The 16,142-nt window shown below is 62.8% G+C and carries 19 protein-coding genes; 7 read left to right on the forward strand and 12 right to left on the reverse strand.

Annotated features, from left to right (window positions below; translation table 11 throughout):
* Positions 1 to 18 precede the first annotated feature (18 nt).
* From ACFWXH_RS19730 to ACFWXH_RS19755, 6 genes are all read right to left on the reverse strand, one after another.
* Entirely contained in the window at positions 19 to 426 is a 408-nt protein-coding gene (locus ACFWXH_RS19730) for a F0F1 ATP synthase subunit epsilon (protein ID WP_054310262.1), read from the reverse strand.
* Between the two features lie 66 nt (positions 427 to 492).
* A complete protein-coding gene (gene atpD, locus ACFWXH_RS19735) occupies positions 493 to 2,124 on the reverse strand; it encodes a F0F1 ATP synthase subunit beta (RefSeq protein WP_054310263.1) in 1,632 nt (543 codons plus the stop codon).
* Positions 2,125 to 2,197: 73 nt separating this feature from the next.
* The gene (locus tag ACFWXH_RS19740; RefSeq protein ID WP_054310264.1) at positions 2,198 to 3,079 is read right to left on the reverse strand and encodes a F0F1 ATP synthase subunit gamma; all 882 of its coding nucleotides are present in this window, start codon (positions 3,077 to 3,079) and stop codon (positions 2,198 to 2,200) included.
* Positions 3,080 to 3,108: 29 nt separating this feature from the next.
* Positions 3,109 to 4,638 (reverse strand): F0F1 ATP synthase subunit alpha, encoded by a 1,530-nt coding sequence (atpA, locus tag ACFWXH_RS19745; RefSeq protein ID WP_054310265.1) that lies wholly within the window; start codon positions 4,636 to 4,638, stop codon positions 3,109 to 3,111.
* Entirely contained in the window at positions 4,638 to 5,198 is a 561-nt protein-coding gene (locus tag ACFWXH_RS19750; RefSeq protein ID WP_379123025.1) for a F0F1 ATP synthase subunit delta, read from the reverse strand. Before ACFWXH_RS19750 ends, atpA begins: the two co-directional genes overlap by 1 nt.
* Before the next feature lie 246 nt (positions 5,199 to 5,444).
* Positions 5,445 to 5,840, reverse strand: a complete 396-nt coding sequence (locus ACFWXH_RS19755; RefSeq protein WP_379123027.1) for a DUF4345 family protein — start codon at positions 5,838 to 5,840, stop codon at positions 5,445 to 5,447.
* A 153-nt stretch (positions 5,841 to 5,993) separates the two neighbouring features.
* Here ACFWXH_RS19755 and ACFWXH_RS19760 point away from each other — a divergent pair, with 153 nt between their 5' ends.
* The 4 genes from ACFWXH_RS19760 to ACFWXH_RS19775 all read left to right on the forward strand — a co-directional run bounded on the left by ACFWXH_RS19760 (position 5,994) and on the right by ACFWXH_RS19775 (position 8,201).
* Positions 5,994 to 6,722 carry an NAD-dependent epimerase/dehydratase family protein gene (locus tag ACFWXH_RS19760; protein ID WP_379123029.1) on the forward strand — a complete coding sequence of 243 codons (729 nt, stop codon included), beginning with the start codon at positions 5,994 to 5,996 and terminating at the stop codon, positions 6,720 to 6,722.
* Positions 6,719 to 7,258 carry a cupin domain-containing protein gene (locus tag ACFWXH_RS19765; RefSeq protein ID WP_379123031.1) on the forward strand — a complete coding sequence of 180 codons (540 nt, stop codon included), beginning with the start codon at positions 6,719 to 6,721 and terminating at the stop codon, positions 7,256 to 7,258. Before ACFWXH_RS19760 ends, ACFWXH_RS19765 begins: the two co-directional genes overlap by 4 nt.
* The gene (locus ACFWXH_RS19770; protein ID WP_379123033.1) at positions 7,242 to 7,748 is read left to right on the forward strand and encodes a MarR family winged helix-turn-helix transcriptional regulator; all 507 of its coding nucleotides are present in this window, start codon (positions 7,242 to 7,244) and stop codon (positions 7,746 to 7,748) included. Before ACFWXH_RS19765 ends, ACFWXH_RS19770 begins: the two co-directional genes overlap by 17 nt.
* 87 nt (positions 7,749 to 7,835) lie before the next feature.
* Entirely contained in the window at positions 7,836 to 8,201 is a 366-nt protein-coding gene (locus ACFWXH_RS19775; protein ID WP_379123035.1) for a DoxX family protein, read from the forward strand.
* 94 nt (positions 8,202 to 8,295) lie between these two features.
* Here ACFWXH_RS19775 and ACFWXH_RS19780 read toward each other — a convergent pair whose 3' ends face one another.
* Genes ACFWXH_RS19780 through ACFWXH_RS19790 form a run of 3 tightly spaced genes read right to left on the reverse strand, consistent with a single transcriptional unit; the run spans position 8,296 to position 9,801 of the window.
* A complete protein-coding gene (locus ACFWXH_RS19780; RefSeq protein WP_379123037.1) occupies positions 8,296 to 8,763 on the reverse strand; it encodes an SRPBCC family protein in 468 nt (155 codons plus the stop codon).
* A 2-nt stretch (positions 8,764 to 8,765) separates the two neighbouring features.
* On the reverse strand, positions 8,766 to 9,098 hold the full coding sequence (locus tag ACFWXH_RS19785) for an ArsR/SmtB family transcription factor (RefSeq protein WP_379123039.1): 333 nt from the start codon (positions 9,096 to 9,098) through the stop codon (positions 8,766 to 8,768).
* Positions 9,099 to 9,108: 10 nt separating this feature from the next.
* Positions 9,109 to 9,801: a glutathione S-transferase family protein gene (locus ACFWXH_RS19790; RefSeq protein WP_379123041.1), complete on the reverse strand. Its 693-nt coding sequence runs from the start codon at positions 9,799 to 9,801 to the stop codon at positions 9,109 to 9,111.
* Between the two features lie 206 nt (positions 9,802 to 10,007).
* Between ACFWXH_RS19790 and ACFWXH_RS19795 the strand changes: the two genes are divergently transcribed.
* Positions 10,008 to 10,517 (forward strand): class I SAM-dependent methyltransferase, encoded by a 510-nt coding sequence (locus ACFWXH_RS19795; protein ID WP_379123042.1) that lies wholly within the window; start codon positions 10,008 to 10,010, stop codon positions 10,515 to 10,517.
* Between the two features lie 9 nt (positions 10,518 to 10,526).
* Here the strand turns inward: ACFWXH_RS19795 and ACFWXH_RS19800 are convergent, their stop codons facing one another.
* Positions 10,527 to 12,710: a primosomal protein N' gene (locus ACFWXH_RS19800; protein WP_379123044.1), complete on the reverse strand. Its 2,184-nt coding sequence runs from the start codon at positions 12,708 to 12,710 to the stop codon at positions 10,527 to 10,529.
* Positions 12,711 to 12,800: 90 nt separating this feature from the next.
* On the opposite strand from ACFWXH_RS19800, the gene fsa reads away from it, so the two are divergent.
* Positions 12,801 to 13,454, forward strand: a complete 654-nt coding sequence (gene fsa / locus ACFWXH_RS19805; RefSeq protein ID WP_054310278.1) for a fructose-6-phosphate aldolase — start codon at positions 12,801 to 12,803, stop codon at positions 13,452 to 13,454.
* A 65-nt stretch (positions 13,455 to 13,519) separates the two neighbouring features.
* Here fsa and ACFWXH_RS19810 read toward each other — a convergent pair whose 3' ends face one another.
* Positions 13,520 to 13,957, reverse strand: a complete 438-nt coding sequence (locus ACFWXH_RS19810) for an Lrp/AsnC family transcriptional regulator (protein ID WP_054310279.1) — start codon at positions 13,955 to 13,957, stop codon at positions 13,520 to 13,522.
* Between the two features lie 131 nt (positions 13,958 to 14,088).
* On the opposite strand from ACFWXH_RS19810, the gene ACFWXH_RS19815 reads away from it, so the two are divergent.
* Positions 14,089 to 14,988, forward strand: coding sequence for a DMT family transporter (locus tag ACFWXH_RS19815; protein ID WP_379123047.1), 900 nt, complete (start codon positions 14,089 to 14,091; stop codon positions 14,986 to 14,988).
* Positions 14,989 to 15,005: 17 nt separating this feature from the next.
* Here the strand turns inward: ACFWXH_RS19815 and ACFWXH_RS19820 are convergent, their stop codons facing one another.
* Positions 15,006 to 16,133, reverse strand: coding sequence for an AAA family ATPase (locus ACFWXH_RS19820; protein ID WP_379123048.1), 1,128 nt, complete (start codon positions 16,131 to 16,133; stop codon positions 15,006 to 15,008).
* Between the last annotated feature and the right edge of the window lie 9 nt (positions 16,134 to 16,142).

Consider the following 16,142-nt stretch of genomic DNA (forward strand, 5'->3'; position numbering starts at 1 on the left):
TTTGATATGCCTTCGGAACTACGCCGGCAGGATCGCGCCTTCCAGCGTGGTGAGCTGGTGCAGGAACTGCTCTGCCTTCGTGCGGGATGCATCGTCCTTCGCATCGGCGATATCCTCGCGCGCCTCCTGGATGCGGCGGGCGATCTCGGCGCGGTCGATGTCCTCGACGGCGACCGCGGATTCCGCCAACAGCGTGCAGCCCGAAGGCAGGATGTCGGCGAAACCGCCGAACACCACGAAGCGCTGGGTGTTACCGGAAGCCGGCTTCACCGTAACGACACCCGGTTTGATGGTGGTCATCACCGGAGCATGCTCCGCCATGACAGTCATCTCGCCTTCCGCGCCCGGAATGACGACGGACTCGACCTCTTCCGAGACAAGCAGGCGCTCGGGCGAGACCAGTTCGAATTTGAAAGCTTTAGCCATGTCGTCTCACAAACGCTCGGAACGAAGCGCGCGGACGACGTCGTCCGCGCGATTGCTTTTCTGCGATCAAGCCGCTTCCGCTGCCAGACGCTGGGCCTTCTCGACCGCCTCGTCAATGTTGCCGACCATGTAGAAGGCCGCTTCCGGCAGATGATCGTAGTCGCCGTCACAAAGGCCCTTGAAGCCCTTGATGGTGTCGGCGAGGTCGACCAGCTTGCCCGGCGCACCGGTAAACACTTCCGCGACGAAGAACGGCTGCGACAGGAAGCGCTCGATCTTGCGTGCGCGGGCCACCGTCTGCTTGTCCTCTTCCGACAGTTCGTCCATGCCCAGGATGGCGATGATGTCCTGCAGCGACTTGTAGCGCTGGAGGATCGACTGCACCTGGCGGGCGACCTGGTAGTGTTCGTCACCGACGATCAGCGGATCGAGCATGCGCGAGGTCGAGTCCAGCGGATCGACCGCCGGATAGATGCCCTTTTCCGAGATGGCGCGGTTCAACACCGTCGTCGCATCCAAGTGCGCGAAGGAGGTGGCCGGCGCCGGGTCAGTCAAGTCGTCAGCAGGCACGTAGATGGCCTGCACCGAAGTGATCGAACCCTTGGTCGTGGTGGTGATGCGTTCCTGCAGCGCGCCCATGTCGGTGGCGAGCGTCGGCTGATAACCCACGGCCGAAGGAATGCGGCCGAGCAGCGCCGACACTTCCGAACCCGCCTGGGTGAAGCGGAAGATGTTGTCGACGAAGAACAGCACGTCCTGGCCCTGGTCGCGGAAATATTCGGCAACCGTCAGACCGGTCAGAGCGACGCGGGCGCGGGCTCCCGGCGGCTCATTCATCTGGCCGTACACCAGCGCAGCCTTCGAACCTTCACCGCCGCCCTTCTTGTTGACGCCGGACTCGATGAACTCGTGATAGAGGTCGTTGCCCTCGCGGGTGCGCTCGCCAACACCGGCGAACACCGAGTAACCGCCGTGCGCCTTGGCGACGTTGTTGATCAGTTCCTGGATGAGAACGGTCTTGCCGACGCCGGCGCCACCGAACAGGCCGATCTTGCCGCCGCGGGCGTAAGGTGCGAGCAGGTCGAGAACCTTGATGCCGGTGACGAGGATCTGCGCTTCCGTCGACTGATCGACATAGGCCGGGGCCGGCTGGTGGATGGCGCGGATTTCGGCACCCTTGACAGGGCCGGCTTCGTCAACCGGCTCGCCGATGACGTTGATGATACGGCCGAGCATGCCAGGGCCGACCGGGACCGAGATCGGAGCGCCGGTGTCGAAGACCGACTGGCCGCGCACCAGACCCTCGGTGGAGTCCATGGCGATGCAGCGCACAGTGTTTTCGCCGAGATGCTGGGCGACTTCGAGAACCAGGCGGTTGCCGACGTTCTCGGTTTCCAGCGCGTTCAGGATCGCCGGCAGGTGATTGTCGAATTGCACGTCGACAACGGCGCCGATGACCTGGCGGACCTTGCCGGCTGCGCCTGTGGCCTTGACCGCAGCGGTCTTGGCTGGAGCCTTCGCTGCTACAGCCGCCTTGGCTGGAGCTGCCTTGGCTGGGGCCGCGGCCTTAGCCGGAGCCGCTGCCTTGGCGGGAGCAGCCGCCTTCTTTGCCGGAGCGGCCTTCGCCGCCGCCGGCGCCTTGGAAGCAGCCGCGGCCTTGGCCGGTGCTTCCTTCTTCGGGGTCGCTGCTTTCGCCATCGTGTTTACCCTTTTTCGTCCGTTTGGTTACCGCGTGCTCCGTGCGAAGGCCGCCTGCCTTCGCGGTTCACGCTTAGAGCGCCTCGGCGCCCGAAATGATTTCGATCAGTTCCTTGGTGATCTGCGCCTGGCGCTGGCGGTTGTAGGTGATCGACAGTCTGTTGATCATATCGCCGGCATTGCGCGTCGCACTGTCCATCGCGCTCATCTTGGCACCCATCTCGCCGGCTGCGTTTTCAAGCAGCGCGCGGAAGATCTGCACCGCGATGTTGCGCGGGATGAGGTCGGAGAGGATTTCGCCCGGCTCCGGCTCGTATTCGTAGACGGCGGCGCCATTGGCGGCTTCGCCCGATGCTTCGACAGCCGCGGCAGGAATGATCTGCTGCGCGGTCGGGATCTGGCTGATCACCGATTTGAAATTCGAATAGAACAGCGTGCAGACGTCGAACTGGCCGTCGTTGAACAGGCCGATCACCTTCTTGGCGATCGCGTCTGCGTTGACGAAGCTCAGCGTACGCACTTCGCGCAGGTCGACGCGGTCGAGGATCAGCGAGGCATAGTCGCGACGCAGGATGTCGTAACCCTTCTTGCCGACGCAGATGATCTTCACCTGCTTACCGGCAGAGAGGAGCTTGCGGATGTGGTCGCGGGCCAGACGTGCGATCTGCGAGTTGAAACCGCCGCACAGGCCGCGTTCGGCCGTGCAGACGACGAGCAGGTGCACATCGTCCTTGCCGGTGCCGGTCATCAGCGCCGGAGCGTCTCCGCCGCCACCGACCGCCTGGGTGATGTTGGCCAGCACCGCGCCCATCCGTTCGGAATAGGGACGCGCCGCTTCCGCAGCCTCCTGGGCACGACGCAGCTTCGCCGCGGCGACCATCTGCATCGCCTTGGTGATCTTCTGCGTCGCCTTGACCGAGGCGATGCGGTTACGAAGGTCTTTTAGTGAAGGCATGCTTCAAACCTGGTCCCGTCTTCCGCCGCTTACGCGAAGGTCTTGGCGAAGTTGTCGATCTCGGCCTTGAGCTTGCCGCGCAGATCGTCGGACAGCGCCTTCTCCTTGCGGATCGCATCGAGAACCGCCTTACCGGCGTTGCGCATATGCGAGAGCAGACCCTGCTCGAACTTGCCGACCTGGTTCAGCGCCAGCTTGTCGAGGTAGCCGTTCACGCCGGCGAAGATCACCGCGACCTGCTCTTCGGTCTTGAGCGGCGAGAACTGCGGCTGCTTCAGGAGCTCGGTCAGGCGCGAACCACGGTTCAGCAGGCGCTGCGTAGCAGCGTCGAGGTCCGAGCCGAACTGCGCGAATGCCGCCATTTCGCGGTACTGCGCGAGCTCACCCTTGATCGAACCGGCGACCTGTTTCATCGCCTTGACCTGTGCCGACGAACCGACGCGCGACACCGACAGACCGACGTTCACGGCCGGGCGGATACCCTGGAAGAACAGGTTGGTTTCCAGGAAGATCTGGCCGTCGGTGATCGAGATCACGTTGGTCGGAATGTATGCAGACACGTCGTTTGCCTGCGTCTCGATGACCGGCAGCGCGGTCAGCGAACCGTTGCCGTTGTCGTCGTTGAGCTTCGCAGCGCGCTCGAGCAGACGGGAGTGCAGGTAGAACACGTCGCCCGGATAGGCTTCACGGCCCGGCGGGCGGCGCAGCAGCAGCGACATCTGACGGTAGGCGACAGCCTGCTTGGACAGATCGTCATAAGAGATCAGCGCATGCTTGCCATTGTCGCGGAAGTATTCGCCCATGGTGCAGCCGGTGAACGGCGCCAGGAACTGCATCGGCGCCGGATCCGAAGCGGTGGCGGCGATGATGATGGAGTAGTCGAGCGCACCGCGCTCTTCCAGAACCTTCACGAACTGCGCGACGGTCGAACGCTTCTGGCCGACGGCGACGTAGACGCAGAAAAGCTTTTCCGAATCCGGGCCGGTTTCATGCACCGACTTCTGGTTCAGCATGGTGTCCAGGATGATGGCGGTCTTGCCGGTCTGACGGTCGCCGATGACCAGCTCGCGCTGGCCGCGACCAACCGGGATCAGGGCGTCGATGGCCTTGAGGCCGGTCGACATCGGCTCATGCACCGACTTGCGGGGGATGATGCCGGGAGCCTTGACGTCGACGCGGCGACGTTCGGTGGCCTTGATGGGGCCTTTGCCATCGATCGGATTGCCGAGGGCGTCGACGACGCGGCCGAGCAGGCCCGGACCGACCGGAACGTCGACGATGGCGCCGGTGCGCTTGACGGTGTCGCCTTCCTTGATGTCGCGGTCGGCACCGAAGATGACGACGCCGACATTGTCGGCTTCGAGGTTCAGCGCCATGCCGCGGATGCCGCCAGGGAACTCGACCATCTCGCCGGCCTGGACATTGTCGAGACCGTAGACGCGGGCGATACCGTCACCCACCGACAGAACCTGACCGACCTCGGAGACTTCAGCCTCCTTGCCGAAATTCTTGATCTGGTCTTTCAGAATTGCGGAAATTTCCGCGGCGCGGATGTCCATCAGCCGACCTCTTTCAGTGCAAGCTTGAGCGAATTGAGTTTGGTTTTGAGCGACGTGTCGATCTGGCGCGAGCCCATCTTCACGATCATGCCGCCGAGCAGCGAAGGATCAACCGTGACGGTGATCGCAACGTCCTTGCCGGCGACGGCCTTCAGAGCGGTCTTCAGTTCGGCTTCCTGGGCCGACGTCAGCGTATGTGCCGACGTCACCTCGGCGGCAGTCTCACCGCGATGCTCTGCGGCGATGCGGCGGAAAGCCTTGATCATGCCGGGCACGGCGAACAGGCGGCGATTGCCAGCCACGACACGCAGGAAGTTCCCGGCGAGCCCGCCGATCTTGGCCTTGTCAACGATAGCGGAAATGGCGCGAACCTGATCTTCGGTGGTGAACACCGGGCTTTCGATCAGGCGCTTCAGATCGGCGCTGCCGGCGAGCAGAGTTTCGAAGCTGCTGAGGTCGGCTTCGACCTTGGCGACGGATTTCGCCTCGAGCGCCAGCTCGAAAAGCGATGACGCATAGCGCTCTGCGACAGCGGAGATTGGCGAGGACGTTTGGGCCACGGACCGTCTTTTCTCTTGTCTGAGAGGCCGCAGATCCTTGGCGCGAGCAAAAACTCTGGCTAAATCTTTGACCTTACTGCATTTTTTCAAGCCAAGGGACGCGGCTTCCGCTGTCCCCCGGTCGAAAGTCGGTTGCCGTCTAGCACAGGCTTTTCAGGACCGCAATGCGTCCACGGGCACGCTTTCAAGGCACTTTTGTCGCATCCGGCGGTCGAGTTCAATGCTTGGCGGCCGATTCAATGCGATTCAGGCTAAAAAGCCGAAGGCGAAGGCAAGCGGCAATGCAGCCAGCACGAGCTCCACCACAACCGCTCCCCAATTGTAGGGCGTGTTGGCGCCATCGGACATCATGGCAAGGATTCGGCCGAAGGCGGTGAAAAGCCAGGAGAAGCCGAGCGCCATATAGAGCAACGGCTGTGCCAGCAGAATCGTGCAGAGCCCGACACCGAGATAGAAACCAGCCATGCGGGCTCGCCCCTCGGCAATCGCCTCCGGCTTTTCCGGCTTGGGTTGCAGGCGCAACAGCCTGAAGCAGAGACCCGGCGCGAAAAACAGTGCCAGCCCGAGCAGCAGCGTAATCGCCGCACTCGACCACGCAAGCCACTCGCCCTGGGTGGTCGGCCAAGGAAATGAAAATTCCATTTTCTGCGATCCCCTCGAAACGTGACCGCATTGAAGATCATCGTTTCGGGAAGTCAAGCGCGCAGCCACGAGCCATGGACGCACACCGCGCCCTGCTGCTTGACTTGTTATCAGTGTACTGATATCAGAGTGCTGACAACATAGGAGATCGTTGTGGGTCGAAGAATTCTTCTTGCAGGTGCCACGGGAGCGGTTGGGCGACGCCTCGTACCGATTCTCGTGGAAGCAGGTCATCTGGTGTGGGGGACAACCCGCTCGGCCGCGAAGGCGGCAGAGCTGGAGGCGGCAGGCGCCAATGCCGTGATCGTCGATGTGTTCGATGCCAGAGCATTGTCGACAGCCGCGCACGAAATCAGGCCGGAGGTCGCCATCCACCAGTTGACGGATCTGCCGAAGGACCTCGATCCGGCCCTGATGGGCGAAGCGATTGCGCGCAACGCCCGCATCCGTAACGAAGGCACCCGCAATCTGATCGAGGCTGCAAAGCGGGCCGGCGCCACGCGACTGATCGCGCAGAGCATCGCCTGGGCCTATGCCCCTGGCCCGCTGCCACATGACGAACAGGACCCGCTGGATTCCGCCGCAGAAGGCGCCCGCGCCATCAGCGTCAACGGGGTCATCGCACTCGAACACCAGGTTCTCGAGACGCCGATGGACGCCGTCATCCTGCGCTACGGACAGTTCTATGGTCCGGGCACTGCATTTAACGCAGCGAAACCCGGCGCTTCCGTGCATATCGATGCGGCAGCCTACGCTGCTTTGCTCGCTGTCGATCGCGGCGCCGGCATCTACAACATCGCGGAGCCAAACGACCAGGTCTCGACCGGAAGAGCCATCGCCGACCTTGGTTGGGACGCCGATTTCAGGAGATCCACGACATGAGCAGTCAAGCCTTCAACGACCAAACTCCACCCGGCCTGTCGAAGTGGCGATCCGCCATCGCATTGGCGGCCGTTGTGGCGGCAGGCGCAATTTTCGCCGGGCTCTACATGGCGAAGGTGGACCCGCAGCCAGCCACCATGCACATGGCGGAGGGCAGCAAACCTGCTGCTTCAGGCAGGCCTGTGACCGAAATCAAACCGATTTCCTGCACCCCCCTGCCCGACATTCCCGGCAAGGCCGTAACCACGGCAATCGTGAACTTTCCGCCTGACGCCTACACGCCGCGCCATCGCCACCCTGGCAATGTCACCGCCTTTGTGTTGAAGGGCACGTTGAAATCCCAGCTCGCCGGCGAGCCGCCGATGACCTACACCGAAGGCCAGAGCTGGTTCGAACCGACAGGCGCAATCCATCTGTTTGCAGAAAACGCCAGCAAGACCGAGCCGGCATCCTTGCTTGCCATGTTCGTTGCCGACGAGAATTGCGGCCCGTTGACGGTGTTTTTGCCGGACGAACACGATGGCCACGCCAATTGACAGGAGACGCGCCATAACCAGACCGGATTCCACACAGCCGATACCGCGTGCCGGCGAAGGCAGGCGTGGCGAGGACGGCTATTTCGGGTATCTGCTGCGCCAGGCGGCAGGCGCCTATCGCTATCGCATGGAAGCGACACTTGCCGACCTCGGCATCACTCAGCCGCAATTCGCGGTGATGGCGATGCTGAGCGCCTATCCGGGCCTTTCCAACGCCGACCTGGCGCGCGCTGCATTGCTGACGCCGCAGACGCTCAGCGTCATCGTGACCAATCTCGAGAAGGCCGGCACGATCGTGAAACGCCGACATGCCACCAACGAGCGCATTCGCCAGCTGGAGCTGAGCGAAAAGGGCAAGGCGCTCTATGCAGAGGCACGCGGACGTGTCCGCTTGCTCGAATCCGATCTCGCCGCGGGATATTCCGAGGCCGAGCAGAAGATCGTCCGGCGCTGGCTGACTGGCATCACGGCCGGCGCGGCGGAAGGGTAACCGGCCGCAGTTTGGCCGTTTCGTTCAAGATTGCGGTGTGATGCGAGGCGCATGGTGTGACAGGTTCACACGATGATGAGGTCTACTATGCCCCCCTTCATTCAGCACCTCGGCTTCATCCTGCTCGGTGGTGTCTTTGTCTGGGCAGGGCTGGAACATTTCCTGCGCTTCCGCTCCATCACGGCACAGCTCGGTGAACAAGGTTTCCCGGCGCCCATACCGCTGCTTGCGGCCGGCTCCCTGCTCGAGGTCGCAGCCGGCCTGTGCGTGGTCCTCGGCTTTTACAGGCCCTATGCCGCGGCTGCCTTGGTCAGCTTCACCATTGCCGCGAGCGCGCTGGCGCTCAATTTCTGGCGCTACTCCGGTCCGCAAAGACAAGGCCTGCGTTCTGCCTTCATCATCAACTTTGCCGTTATCGGCGGCCTCATCCTGGCGATGACCATGGAACCGTAGCGCGAATATTGAAACCGATTTTCAGCAGGCCGATACGCGGCCGAAGCGACGGGCATCTGATATACCAATTGATATATCAAATAGAACCAAAGATTTAGTGCGCACCAGCCGCATCCATCTCGATGATGTCCGCGAGCAGGTCCAACCCATCGCCCGTACCGGCAACACGCAACTGCAGTGAGCCGGCATCGCCAAGCCAGGCGATTTGCTCGGTGAAGACCATGCGAGTTCGGGCCGCCACGGCAAAAAGCTCGACGGTCGCCAGCGAAGCTGAGAGCCGCTCGCCGGCAAAGCCCATGTCGAAGGCATAGATGATGCGCCGTGCCGGCATGATATCGAGATAGCGGGCAAAAAAGGTCTGCTCATGCCCTGTATCAGTGCGCCAGCGCTTGGCCTCGACGCCGCCGACGCGAAAATCGAACTGCTCCTCCAGCACCATCCAGTCCGGATGACAGGAGGTCCAGCGCTCCTTGAGCGCCGGCTCCGAAAAGAAGCGGAAAGCGTGTTTCGGACTGGCGGCCAGTTCGCGCTCGACGACAAAGGTTTTGTGTTCGACGGTCATGACTATTCCTCTTCGGGCATATCGGCGATCGCTTGGGCGAGGCGATCGAACGCGGCGTCGAGCGCAGTCTCTCGTGCGCTCACCCAATCGTTCACCGGCGAAAATGCATCGCGCCGCATGGCGTAGGTGCGGGTGCGGCCGGCCTTGCGCGAAACCACGATGCCGCCTTCTTCCAGCACCCTCAGATGTTTCACCGCCGATGGCAGCCGCATATTGGCTGGACGCGCCAGCTCTTTCACCGTTGCCGGGCCGCGCGCCAGCTGTTCGATCATGCCGCGCCGGCCGGGATCGGCCAGCGCCAGGAAGATGCGGTCGAGAGGCTGGACTTGCTGCATGGATGAAACCTCAGACAAAAGCTGCGCCGCTTGCGAACCGCTCCGGCATGGCTTCTCGATAGGGGAACATTGAGAAGAATGGCCGCGCTTCTTCAAGTGTTCTCTTGACCGTTGGCCGGGCCAGCAGGCGTTCGAGATAGGCGCGGAGATTGTTCTGATCGGCACCGAACGGATGCACGATCGACGAAAAGAAAAGGCAGGGCGCCGCAGCGCAGTCGGCGATGGTGAAGTCGTTGCCGATAGCCCACTCCCTGCCCGCCAGCTGGCCGTCGATCATGGCATAGGCCGTATCCAGCGTTTTGCGGGCATGGGAGACGCCGATCGGATCGTTGCCACCCTCCGGCCGCAGCCGGTCGGTAACGATCTTCTGCATCGGTTCGCTGACATAGAGATCGAAAAAGCGTTCCCACAAACGGGCATCAAGCCGGGCTTCCGGTTCCTTCGGCAGCATCGGCCGCGGGCCCGGATAATGCTGCTGCACATATTCGATGATGATGCTGGTTTCCGGCACCACACGGTTGCGGGCTGCATCATGCAGAACCGGAATCTTGCCCACCGGCCATCGCGCCAGATGGTCCGCCGCCGAACCGGGATCCATGAGGTCGACGGTTTCGGCGCGAAAGTCCACGCCGTTCTCATAGAAGGCAATCAGCACCTTGTGACAGAAGGCTGCGAGTGGGTGCAGGTAGAGAGTCAGCGACATGAAGAGCTTTCCAATAGTTTCCGTAAATGGAAACTATTGATGGCGAGGGCGATTGGCAATCAAAAGTTTCCGCCGAAGGAAACTTTCCTTCGCTTATCCTGACAACCCTTGCCAGCACTCTGTCGCCATCCTCAAATGCGACCCAAACTCTGAAGTGCCCGAACTCTGAAGTGCCCAAACTCTGAAATGAAAGTGCCGCCAAAGAGATGAATATCCCTGAACGGCTTACCTGGACGATCGACCGGCTCGGCATCGCGGGTAGCGAGACCATGCTCGAAATCGGTGGGGGACGCGGCATCGCCGCCGCGCTCGTGCTGTCAAAACTGACAACCGGCAGGCTGGTCGGCATCGACCGCTCTACCACGGCGATCACGGCCGCACGCACGCTCAACGCGATTGATGAGCGCATCGGCAAACTGCGCCTGGTTCAGGCCGCCATCGACAATTTCGATGCCGGCACCGACCGCTTCGACATCGTCTTCGCCGTCAATGTGAACCTGTTCTGGATCGACGCCAGCGCAGCACTTGCAACCATTCGCGGTCTGCTCAAGCCAGATGGCAGACTTGTGCTTGCTTATGAGCCTCCATCGGCAAGCCAGATCGAAACGATCGCTGTCAAGCTCCACACCAATCTCGACGCGGCAGGCTGGCAGGTGGAGGCGATCGACAAGGCGCAGCATGCGCCATTTCTGGCTATCGAAGGACGGCCTTGCTGATGTCGAACCTCACAGGAAGCTCTGCGGATCGATATCGACGCTCACCCGCACCGATCCGCGCAGCTTCGGTCCATCCGCCAGCATACCCCGCACGAAGCCCTGCATGTCGGAGCGGCGCTCGCCGTGGATCAACAGGCGGAAACGGTGGCGGCCGCCAAGCAGCGCCAATGGCGCTTCCGCAGGCCCCAGCACGAAAATGTCCGATGCCTCTGGCGCCGCACGACGCAAGGCCCGCGCATGCGCTTCCGCCTCCTGGCGCGTCATGGCGCTGACGATGATGCCGGCGAGCCGTCCGAACGGCGGCAGTGCCGCACGCTCGCGCTCGGCGATCTCGCGCGCATAGAAGGCCGCAGCATCCCCCGATACGATCGCCCGCATGACCGGATGATCTGGCTGGTAGGTCTGCAGCAAACCAAGGCTTTTCTTGCCTGTGCGTCCGGCGCGGCCCGTCACCTGCGACAGAAGCTGGAAAGTGCGCTCCGCCGCGCGCGGATCGCCATTGGCAAGACCGAGGTCCGCATCGACGATGCCGACCAGCGTCATGTTCGGAAAATTGTGGCCCTTGGCGACGAGTTGCGTGCCGATGACGATATCGGCCTCACCCTTGGCGATGGCCTCCAGTTCCAGCCTGAGTCGCCGTACCCCGCCGACGAGGTCGGAGGAGAGCACGATGGTGCGCGCATCCGGGAAAGTGGCGACCACCTCCTCTGCGATGCGTTCCACGCCCGGCCCGCACGCCACCAGGTGATCGAGCGTGCCACATTCAGGGCAGGCATCGGGTCGCCTCTCATTGTGGCCGCAATGGTGGCAGACGAGTTGCCCGCGAAAGCGGTGCTCAACCAGCCATGCCGAGCAGACCGGGCAGCCGAAACGATGGCCGCAGGACCGGCATAGTGTCAGCGGCGCATAGCCGCGCCGGTTGAGGAACAGCAGCGACTGCTCCTCCCTTGCGAGGGTCTTGGTCATCTCCTCGACAAGCAGCGGCGATAGGAAGCTGCCACGCGCTGGCGGCGCACGCCGCATGTCGATCGAGCGCAAGGTCGGCAATGCGGCTTCGGCGAAACGTGCGGGCAGATCGACGCGGGCATAGCGCCCCTGATTGGCATTGACCTGGCTTTCGACAGAGGGGGTGGCCGAAGCGAGCACAATCGGGAAGGAACCGATGTGGCCGCGCACCACCGCCATATCGCGGGCATTGTAGAAGACACGGTCCTCCTGCTTGTAGGCAGGGTCGTGCTCCTCGTCGACGACGATAAGGCCGAGCTCCTTGAATGGCAGGAACAGCGCCGATCGCGCGCCTGCCACCACCCGCACGGTGCCTTCCGCCACCTGCCGCCACACGCGCTCCCGCATCTTCGGTGCGAGGTCGGAATGCCATTCCGCCGGCTTGGCGCCGAAACGCGACTGGAACCGTTCGAGGAAAGCGTGGGTGAGCGCTATTTCCGGCAACAGGATCAGCACCTGCTTGCCTCGGCCGAGCGCCGCCGCCACCGCTTCGAAATAAACTTCCGTCTTGCCCGATCCGGTGACGCCGTCGAGCAACGTGACCCCGAAAGTCCCGGCGGAGGCACCGGCTCGTAGAGTCTCGGCCGCCGCCGCCTGGTCCTGTGTCAATTCGGGCCGCGCATAGGTCGGATCGGGCGCGGCCACGACGGGGCGGGGCGGGATCATCACCGTCTCGAACACGCCCTGTGTCTTCAATCCATCGATGACGGTCGAGGAGACGCCTGCCGCGTGCGCCAGACCCGAGCGCGTCCAGGCCAAGCCACCATCGGCGGTTTCCAGCACGCGCGACCTGGCGCCGGTCATCCGGTCGGGGATCATGGCGGTGCGCTGCAGGCCTTCGATCCACGGTTCCGGGTCGAAAGCCTCGGGCGCACGCAGCAGCATGCGCGCGACGAGGCCGGGTGGGGTCAGCGTGTATTGCGCGATCCAGTCGACGAAACGGCGCATGGCGTGATCGATCGGCGGACAGTCGAAGACGTGGTCGATGGGTCTCAGCTTCCTGGCCTCGACATGTTCGACTGCGCCATCCCACACGACGCCCGCCACCAACCTGGGCCCGAGGGGCACGCGCACGATGGAACCCGGCACCACACGCATGCGTTCCGGCACTGCGTAGGTGTAGGCTCGTTCGGCCGGCATTGGCACCAGAACCGGCGCGGCGCTCTTGAAGGGCGAATCTTCTTTCATGACGCGTGACCTTGCCCCGACTTTGGTCTAGAGCAAAGGGCGACGCCGAGCCCCCGGCAAACAGCCTCATTCCCTCCCAAGGAGACCACCATGAAATTCTTCGTCGACACCGCTGATGTGAAGGAAATCCAGGAACTCAACGAACTCGGTCTGCTCGACGGCGTCACCACCAACCCGTCGCTGATTCTCAAATCCGGCGGCAAGATCGATGAAGTCACAAAGCAGATCTGTGACATCGTCGAAGGCCCGGTCTCGGCCGAGGTCACCGCCACCGATTTTGATGGCATGATGAAGGAAGCCAAGGCGCTGGCCAAGATCGCCGACAATGTCTGCATCAAAGTGCCCCTCACGCTCGACGGTCTCAAGGCCTGCCGTGCCATCCGCGCCGAAGGCCGCATGGTCAACGTCACGCTCTGTTTCTCAGCCAACCAGGCGCTGCTCGCGGCCAAGGCCGGCGCCACCTTCATCTCGCCCTTCATCGGTCGCCTCGACGACATGGGCTTCGACGGCATGGAAGTGATCGCCGAGATCCGCCAGGTCTATGACAATTACGGCTTCGACACTGAAATCCTCGCCGCCTCGATCCGCACGCCGGATCACGTCAAGCGCGCCGCGCTGATCGGCGCCGACGTCGCCACCATCCCGCCGGCGACGCTCAAGGCGCTGGTCAAGCACCCGCTCACCGACAAGGGCCTCGAGCAGTTCCTCGCCGACTGGGCCAAGACCGGCCAGAAGATCGGCTGATTTCAGCTTTCGGTTGAAAAGAACCGGTGCTGTGACGGCGCCGGTTCTTTTTTGTCCGGCACGGTTCAAGCGAATGGCGGCAGCCGGCGCTTCACCGGCTGGGCCTTGACGATGGCGCTGCTGGTCTCGGCCTTGTCGGTGATCTTGTCGAGGATGCGGTCAAGATCGCTGATCGAGCGGATATGCAGCCGCCCGATGAAACAATCGTCGCCGGTGACCTTGTCGCATTCGGTGAATTCAGGGATTTCCTCGACCAGTTTCTGCACCTGGTGCAGCCTGCCCGGCAGCGGCTTGATGCGCACGATCGCCTGCAGCGTATAGCCGAGCGCCGCAGGATCGACATCCACCGTGAACGCACGGATCACGCCGCGCTCCTCCAGCCGCCGCAATCGCTCCGACGTGCTCGGCGACGACAGGTTCACACGAGCCGCCAGCTCCTTCAGCGAGATACGCGCATCGTCGACGAGGATTTCGACGATACGCCGGTCGAGATCGTCCAACATCGTTCATCCTTAGGTTTCAAACATAAGAAACCTTACAAGATTAGGATCGATCCAGCAAACACCTTCCATGATGCATATATTCCAGACTTTTGGGAGCGTACAAACGATCGGAACAAAAGGAAGGTCGCATCATGTCGGACAACACGCGTGGGACGGTCGAAATGACCGCAGCAATGGTGATCTCGGGAACGATCGGCGTATTTGTCGTCTTGTCCGGACAGCCGGTGATGGATGTGGTCTTCTGGCGCTGCGCCTTCGGCGCTGTCACGCTGCTGATCGTCTGCGGCGCTCTCGGCCTGTTCAGGCGCGACGTGATTTCGCGCCAGCAGATCGCTTATGCGATCATCGGGGGCATCGCCATCGTCTCAAACTGGCTGTTGCTCTTCGCCGCCTTCCCGCGAGCCTCGATCTCGATCGCCACGGCCGTCTACAATACCCAGCCCTTCATGCTGGTGGCACTGGGCGCGCTGTTGTTCAGCGAACGCCTGACGCTCGCCAAACTCATGTGGCTGGCGATTGCCTTTGCCGGCATGCTGCTGATCGTGCAGGCCAAGCCGGACGCCGCGCATACCGGGTCGAACTATCTCGTCGGCATCCTGCTGGCGCTCGGCGCGGCGTTCTTCTACGCGATTGCCGCGATAGTCGCCAAGAAGCTCAAAGGCGTGCCGCCGCATCTGATTGCGCTCATCCAGGTCACGGTCGGCATCCTGATGCTGATACCCTTCGCCAACCTGACGAACTTGCCGGCGGACGCCCGCACATGGGCCTTGCTAGCCGCAGTCGGCATCGTCCACACCGGCTTGATGTACATCCTGCTTTATGGTGCGATCCAGAAACTGCCGACCAATCTCGTCGGCGCGCTGTCTTTCATTTATCCGGTCGTCGCCATCATTGCCGACTTCGTGGTCTTCGGGCAGCGCCTGCATCCGCTGCAACTGGTGGGCGCCGTTGCTATCATGGTCGCCGCGGCCGGCATGACGCTGGGCTGGAGCCTGATCAAGCCACGCAGCAGTCTTCCGGTCACCCGGTAGGACTTGAAGCCGAGCTCTCAGTCCTGCTCCGGCATCTGGCCGGTAAGCCTGAGGCCTTTAATTGTCGTCGCTCCGTCCGGCCGCACCACGGTAAGCGCTCGCGCGCCGGTGCGGTCGGCGATCAGATCCGCCAATTCGCGTGAATGCGTGACCACCCAGAGCTGCGTTCGCTCCGCGGCCTTTGCGATCATGTCGGCCAACGCCGGCAGCATGCGCGGGTGCAGGCTGGCTTCCGGCTCGTTGAGGGCTATCAGCCCCGGCAAGCGATAGGACATCAGCGCTCCGGCCGGCGCCAGGAAGCGTATCTGCCCATCCGAGAGTTCCTGCGGCCGGAACAGCCGCTGCGGAAAATCCGGCAGCCGCAATCCGAATGTGGCGGCCTCGCCCGGCTCCGGCACTTCGAGTTTCGCTCCCAGGGCATCGGCCAGCGCGCGGTCGAGATCGACCGTATCCTGCCTGATATGAGCGAGCGTTGCGAACACGGCGGCAAGATTGCCGCCGTCCTCGTCCAGCAGCGTCGAGGTGATTGCGAGCGACGGCTTCCTGACGGGCGAATCGGCGTCGGTGCGAAAACCGTGATAGAAACGCCAGCTCGAGACGGCGGCCCGCAGATCCCCCACTTCCGGATAGCGGCCCGAGGCACCAAGCACCGCCAGCGCTGTCTCCGAATTGAGCAGCCCTGCAGGGTGTTCGACACGCCGGCCATCGCCGTCACGGCCATGGGCAGCAGGTCCCTTGCGGCTCATCATCTCCACCGGGCGGCGTCCAGCCTCGACCGTCAGGGCCTCTTCCTTGACGTGGGGTTCGAAGGCAAATCCCGCCGAGGCGGGTGGCGGCAGGCCAATCTCCACCCGATAGGAAAATCGCGCCGCCGTCTCATCATCCTCGACATCCGCCTGCAGGACGACACGCGCTGGCTGCCCCAGGCGGCGCGCGCCGGACCATAGCGCCGACTGCATGCCGCCTTCGCCGGCAATGGCGCGGGCGAGGGTACCCTCGCCCGCTGCCTTGATCAGTTGGAGTGCTCGGTAAAGATTGGATTTTCCGACGCCATTCTCACCAACGAACAGCCCGATCTGGCCGAGTTCGAGCCGGATCGATTTGAGTGATCGGTACCCTTCAGCGACAAGCCCGGTCAGACGCATGGTTTCATT

The organism is Mesorhizobium sp. NPDC059054, from assembly GCF_042739215.1.
Taxonomy (GTDB): Bacteria; Pseudomonadota; Alphaproteobacteria; order Rhizobiales; family Rhizobiaceae; genus Mesorhizobium.

Coding starts and splice junctions, on each gene's coding strand:
- atpA (WP_054310265.1), bottom strand. CDS start 4,638: ATGGACATCCGCGCCGCGGAAATTTCCGCAATTCTGAAAGACCAGATC.
- ACFWXH_RS19815 (WP_379123047.1), top strand. CDS start 14,089: ATGTCGGACAACACGCGTGGGACGGTCGAAATGACCGCAGCAATGGTG.
- ACFWXH_RS19755 (WP_379123027.1), bottom strand. CDS start 5,840: ATGGAATTTTCATTTCCTTGGCCGACCACCCAGGGCGAGTGGCTTGCG.
- ACFWXH_RS19800 (WP_379123044.1), bottom strand. CDS start 12,710: ATGAAAGAAGATTCGCCCTTCAAGAGCGCCGCGCCGGTTCTGGTGCCA.
- ACFWXH_RS19790 (WP_379123041.1), bottom strand. CDS start 9,801: ATGTCGCTGACTCTCTACCTGCACCCACTCGCAGCCTTCTGTCACAAG.
- ACFWXH_RS19795 (WP_379123042.1), top strand. CDS start 10,008: ATGAATATCCCTGAACGGCTTACCTGGACGATCGACCGGCTCGGCATC.
- ACFWXH_RS19820 (WP_379123048.1), bottom strand. CDS start 16,133: ATGCGTCTGACCGGGCTTGTCGCTGAAGGGTACCGATCACTCAAATCG.
- ACFWXH_RS19770 (WP_379123033.1), top strand. CDS start 7,242: ATGGCCACGCCAATTGACAGGAGACGCGCCATAACCAGACCGGATTCC.
- ACFWXH_RS19765 (WP_379123031.1), top strand. CDS start 6,719: ATGAGCAGTCAAGCCTTCAACGACCAAACTCCACCCGGCCTGTCGAAG.
- ACFWXH_RS19785 (WP_379123039.1), bottom strand. CDS start 9,098: ATGCAGCAAGTCCAGCCTCTCGACCGCATCTTCCTGGCGCTGGCCGAT.
- atpD (WP_054310263.1), bottom strand. CDS start 2,124: ATGGCGAAAGCAGCGACCCCGAAGAAGGAAGCACCGGCCAAGGCCGCG.
- ACFWXH_RS19810 (WP_054310279.1), bottom strand. CDS start 13,957: ATGTTGGACGATCTCGACCGGCGTATCGTCGAAATCCTCGTCGACGAT.
- ACFWXH_RS19740 (WP_054310264.1), bottom strand. CDS start 3,079: ATGCCTTCACTAAAAGACCTTCGTAACCGCATCGCCTCGGTCAAGGCG.
- ACFWXH_RS19775 (WP_379123035.1), top strand. CDS start 7,836: ATGCCCCCCTTCATTCAGCACCTCGGCTTCATCCTGCTCGGTGGTGTC.
- fsa (WP_054310278.1), top strand. CDS start 12,801: ATGAAATTCTTCGTCGACACCGCTGATGTGAAGGAAATCCAGGAACTC.
- ACFWXH_RS19780 (WP_379123037.1), bottom strand. CDS start 8,763: ATGACCGTCGAACACAAAACCTTTGTCGTCGAGCGCGAACTGGCCGCC.
- ACFWXH_RS19730 (WP_054310262.1), bottom strand. CDS start 426: ATGGCTAAAGCTTTCAAATTCGAACTGGTCTCGCCCGAGCGCCTGCTT.